This is a genomic window from Streptomyces sp. SID5910 (assembly GCF_009862125.1).
GTDB lineage: Bacteria > Actinomycetota > Actinomycetes > Streptomycetales > Streptomycetaceae > Streptomyces.
On the sequence record NZ_WWHX01000012.1, the window covers coordinates 1 to 3,856 of the forward strand.

Below are 3,856 nucleotides of genomic sequence, written 5' to 3' on the forward strand. Positions count from 1 at the left end.
TGCTCGCCCTGACCGCGATGGAGGAGCCCGCCTCCTTCGACGCGGACGCGCTGGCGGCGGAGAAGACCAAGGTGCTCGGCGCGGTCCGCCTTCCCAAGGACCTGGGCCGGGACACGGTGCGCGGCCAGTACGCGGCCGGGTGGCAGGGCGGCGCGAAGGCCGTCGGCTACCTCGAAGAGGACGGCATCGACCCCAAGTCGAAGACCGACACCTACGCCGCGATCAAGGTCGGGATCGACAACCGCCGCTGGGCGGGCGTCCCCTTCTATCTGCGCACCGGCAAGCGGCTGGGCCGCCGCGTCACGGAGATCGCGGTGGTCTTCCAGCGGGCCCCGCACTCCCCCTTCGACACGACGGCCACCGAGGAGCTGGGCCAGAACGCGATCGTCATCCGCGTCCAGCCCGACGAGGGCGTCACCGTCCGCTTCGGTTCCAAGGTGCCGGGCACGTCGATGGAGATCCGGGACGTGTCGATGGACTTCGCGTACGGCGAGTCCTTCACGGAGTCCAGCCCGGAGGCGTACGAGCGTCTGATCCTGGACGTGCTGCTCGGTGACGCGAACCTGTTCCCGCGCACCGAGGAGGTCGAGCTGTCCTGGAAGATCCTCGACCCGATCGAGGAGTACTGGGACGAGCACGGCAGGCCCGCGCAGTACCCGTCCGGTACGTGGGGGCCCGTCGAGGCGGACGAGATGCTCGAGCGAGACGGACGGAGCTGGCGCCGGCCATGAAGACAGACCTCACGGACACCACGTCCAGCAAGATCAACAAGGCGTTGGTGCTGGGCCGCCGGGCGATCGGCACGCCGGCCGTCGGCATGGTGCTCACGCTGGTCATCGTCACCGACGAGGAGAACGCCTACGACGCGCTGAAGGCCGCGAGCGACGCCGCGCACGAGCACCCCTCGCGCACGCTCGTCGTCATCAAGCGCGTCTCGCGTTCGCCCCGGGACCGCACCCGGTCCCGGCTGGACGCCGAGGTCCGCCTCGGCGCCGACGCGGGCACCGGCGAGACGGTGGTGCTGCGGCTGTACGGCGACGTCGTCGACCACGCCCAGTCGGTCGTCCTGCCGCTGCTGCTGCCGGACGCGCCGGTCGTGGTGTGGTGGCCGGTGAACGCGCCGCTGGATCCGGCCGGCGACCCGCTGGGCGCGCTGGCCCAGCGCCGGGTCACCGACACCTACGCCTGCGAGGAGCCGGTACGGGAGCTGGCGGCCCGTGCCGACGCCTACACGCCGGGCGACACCGACCTGTCCTGGACCCGGATCACCCCGTGGCGGTCGATGCTCGCGGCGGCCCTGGACCAGGTCGACTGCCGGGTGCAGGGCGTCGAGGTGGAGGGCGAGGAGCACAACCCGAGCTGCGAACTGCTGGCGATGTGGCTCGCGGACCGGCTGGACGTGCCGGTGCAGCGGACCACGTCCGGTGGTCCGGGGCTGACCGCGGTCCGGATGGACACCGACTGCGGCCCGGTCGTCCTGGACCGTGCCGACGGCTCGCTCGCGACCCTGTCCATCCAGGGCCAGCCGGGCCGTGCGGTGGCGCTCAAGCGGCGCGAGACGGCCGAGCTGATCGCGGAGGAGCTGCGGCGCCTGGACCCCGACGACACGTACGCCTCGGCGCTGCGCTTCGGCGTGGACCGGCTGACCGCGGCGGCCGGCGGGGAGGCCGACGCGTCCGGCAAAGGGGGGCGCGTCGCGGTCCCCGCTCCCGTCGAGACGGCTGCGAAAGCTCCCGCGAAGGACGCGGCGCAGGAGAAGACCCCGGTGAGGAAGGCGGCGGCGAAGTGAGTGACACTCCCCAGCTGGTCGTGCACCGGGACAAGGAGCTGATGGCCGAGGCCGCGGCGGCCCGGCTGATCACGAAGATCGTGGACGCCCAGTCCTCCCGGGGCTCGGCGTCCGTGGTCCTGACCGGCGGCCGCAACGGCAACGGCCTGCTGGCCGCGCTGGCGGCGTCCCCCGCCCGGGACGCGGTCGACTGGTCCCGCCTCGACCTGTGGTGGGGCGACGAGCGCTTCCTGCCGGAGGGCGACCCGGAGCGCAACGTCACGCAGGCCCGCGAGGCCCTGCTGGACGCGGTGCCGCTGGACCCGGAGCGGGTGCACGCGATGCCCGCCTCGGACGGCCCGTACGGCACCGACGTGGAGGCCGCCGCGGCGGCGTACGCGGCGGAGCTGGCGAAGGCGGCCGCGCCGGAGAACCACACGACGGTGCCGTCCTTCGACGTCCTGCTGCTCGGCGTCGGCCCGGACACGCACGTGGCCTCGCTGTTCCCGGAGCACCCGGGGGTCCGGGAGACGGAGCGCATGGTGATCGGCGTCCACGGCTCCCCGAAGCCGCCGCCCACCCGGGTCTCCCTGACCCTGCCCGCGATCCGCACGGCCCGTGAGGTCTGGCTGCTCGCGGCGGGCGAGGACAAGGCGAACGCCGTGGCGATGGCCCTGTCGGGCGCCGGCGAGATCCAGGCTCCGGCGGCCGGGGCGCGGGGCCGCGCCCGCACCCTGTGGCTGCTGGACGCGGCGGCGGCCTCCGAGTTGCCGCGGACGATGTACCCGCCGGCGTCGGCGTAGCAGCGTCCGTACACACCGGAACGCCGGGTCCCGCTTCGACGGGGGCCCGGCGTTCCGGTGTGTGCGGCAGCCGTCAGGGCCTGTTCGGCCCCGGGGAGTAGGGGTTGCCGTACGGGTGCGGTGCGTACGGCGGCGGCGCGTACGGCGGCTGCTGCGGCGGCGCGTACGGGTGCTGCGGGCCGGGGGCGTACGGGTGGCCGGTGCCCGCGGGCGGGTACGGGGGCGCGTACGGGTGGCCCTGCGGCGGTACGTGCGGCAGCCCGGTCGGCGGGAGGTGCCCGGGGAGCGGCGGGAGGGTCGCCGGGTGGGCGTTCAGCCGGATCCCGTAGCGCCGCTTGAGCCGGCCCATTTCCAGCAGGGCGATCGCGGTGACCGTGACGGGCGCGCCCAGGATGAAGACGATGCCGAGGGTGAGGCTGAGCCCGTGCAGGTCGCCGGTGACGAGGTCCGGGATGGCCATCAGCCAGCTCGTCACGGTGGCCAGCAGCGCCGGGAGGCAGCGGTGGACGGCGGCGGTGCCGAAGAAGTTCCCGGAGACCCGGACGGCGCCCCAGACCACGAACCCGAGCATCCACAGCATCGTCAGACCGCCGACCATGATCACCGCGGGGTTGGCCGAGGCGTTGACCGTGGTCACGAGCACCACCAGGGCGGCGACGCAGCCGACGAACAGCAGCAGCAGTTTGAGCGCGTTGAACAGCGGCCCCCGCAACTGCCCCACGGTGCCGGTGCGCCGCCAGACGAAGAGCATCGCGCCGACCGCCAGCGGGGTGATGAACAGCAGGACGACGGAGGCCGTCAGCGCGTTCTCCAGCAGCTCCGTGGCGTCGAAGCCGCCCTCGAGGATGGTGTAGACGCCGAGCGAGGCGACCGCGCCCGCGATGACCCGGAAGCGTTTGAGCTGCTCGATCGAGGGGTCCACCGAGGGCGGGATCCACGCGGGGTGGAACACCGCGGTCGCCACCTGCTTGGGATTGATGAGGGACCGGGCCGTCAGCCGGCCGCCTGTCCAAGTTCCGTGCGTACGTGCCACCTTGCTCCCCCGAGCACTAGCCGTGGTGATCGTCCTGATGATCGCCGGGGGATTCTACGACAGGCGGACGGCGTCACGTCGTCCGCCTGTCCGCACCCGTGCTTACCGCCGCCCGCGCAGCTCCCGGTACGCGGTGACCAGGGCCTTCGTGGAGGCGTCCAGGCCGGGGACCTCGTCGCCGTCGGTGAGGGCGGGCGCGACGCGCTTGGCGAGGACCTTGCCGAGCTCGACGCCCCACTGGTCGAAGGAGTC

The 3,856-nt window shown here is 73.5% G+C and carries 5 protein-coding genes; 3 read left to right on the plus strand and 2 right to left on the minus strand.

The window, feature by feature from the left end:
* From GTW67_RS00605 to pgl, 3 genes are all read left to right on the plus strand, one after another.
* On the plus strand, nucleotides 1-731 hold a 731-nt coding region (locus GTW67_RS00605), incomplete at its 5' end, for a glucose-6-phosphate dehydrogenase (RefSeq protein ID WP_161162815.1).
* Nucleotides 728-1,789 carry a glucose-6-phosphate dehydrogenase assembly protein OpcA gene (gene opcA / locus GTW67_RS00610; RefSeq protein ID WP_161162816.1) on the plus strand — a complete coding sequence of 354 codons (1,062 nt, stop codon included), beginning with the start codon at nucleotides 728-730 and terminating at the stop codon, nucleotides 1,787-1,789. The genes GTW67_RS00605 and opcA, both read left to right, overlap by 4 nt.
* The gene (pgl, locus tag GTW67_RS00615) at nucleotides 1,786-2,571 is read left to right on the plus strand and encodes a 6-phosphogluconolactonase (protein ID WP_161162817.1); all 786 of its coding nucleotides are present in this window, start codon (nucleotides 1,786-1,788) and stop codon (nucleotides 2,569-2,571) included. The genes opcA and pgl overlap by 4 nt, the downstream gene beginning before the upstream one ends.
* Before the next feature lie 73 nt (nucleotides 2,572-2,644).
* Here the strand turns inward: pgl and GTW67_RS00620 are convergent, their stop codons facing one another.
* Both GTW67_RS00620 and GTW67_RS38070 read right to left on the minus strand, forming a co-directional pair.
* Complete coding sequence (locus GTW67_RS00620) at nucleotides 2,645-3,604, minus strand: hypothetical protein (RefSeq protein WP_161162818.1); 960 nt, start codon at nucleotides 3,602-3,604, stop codon at nucleotides 2,645-2,647.
* Between the two features lie 102 nt (nucleotides 3,605-3,706).
* Nucleotides 3,707-3,856 (minus strand): phosphoglucose isomerase-related protein (locus tag GTW67_RS38070; RefSeq protein ID WP_161162819.1); only part of this gene is annotated, 150 nt, incomplete at its 5' end.

What these genes read in the sequence shown, in the direction of transcription:
- opcA (WP_161162816.1), top strand. Translation starts at nt 728, where the DNA reads ATGAAGACAGACCTCACGGACACCACGTCCAGCAAGATCAACAAGGCG.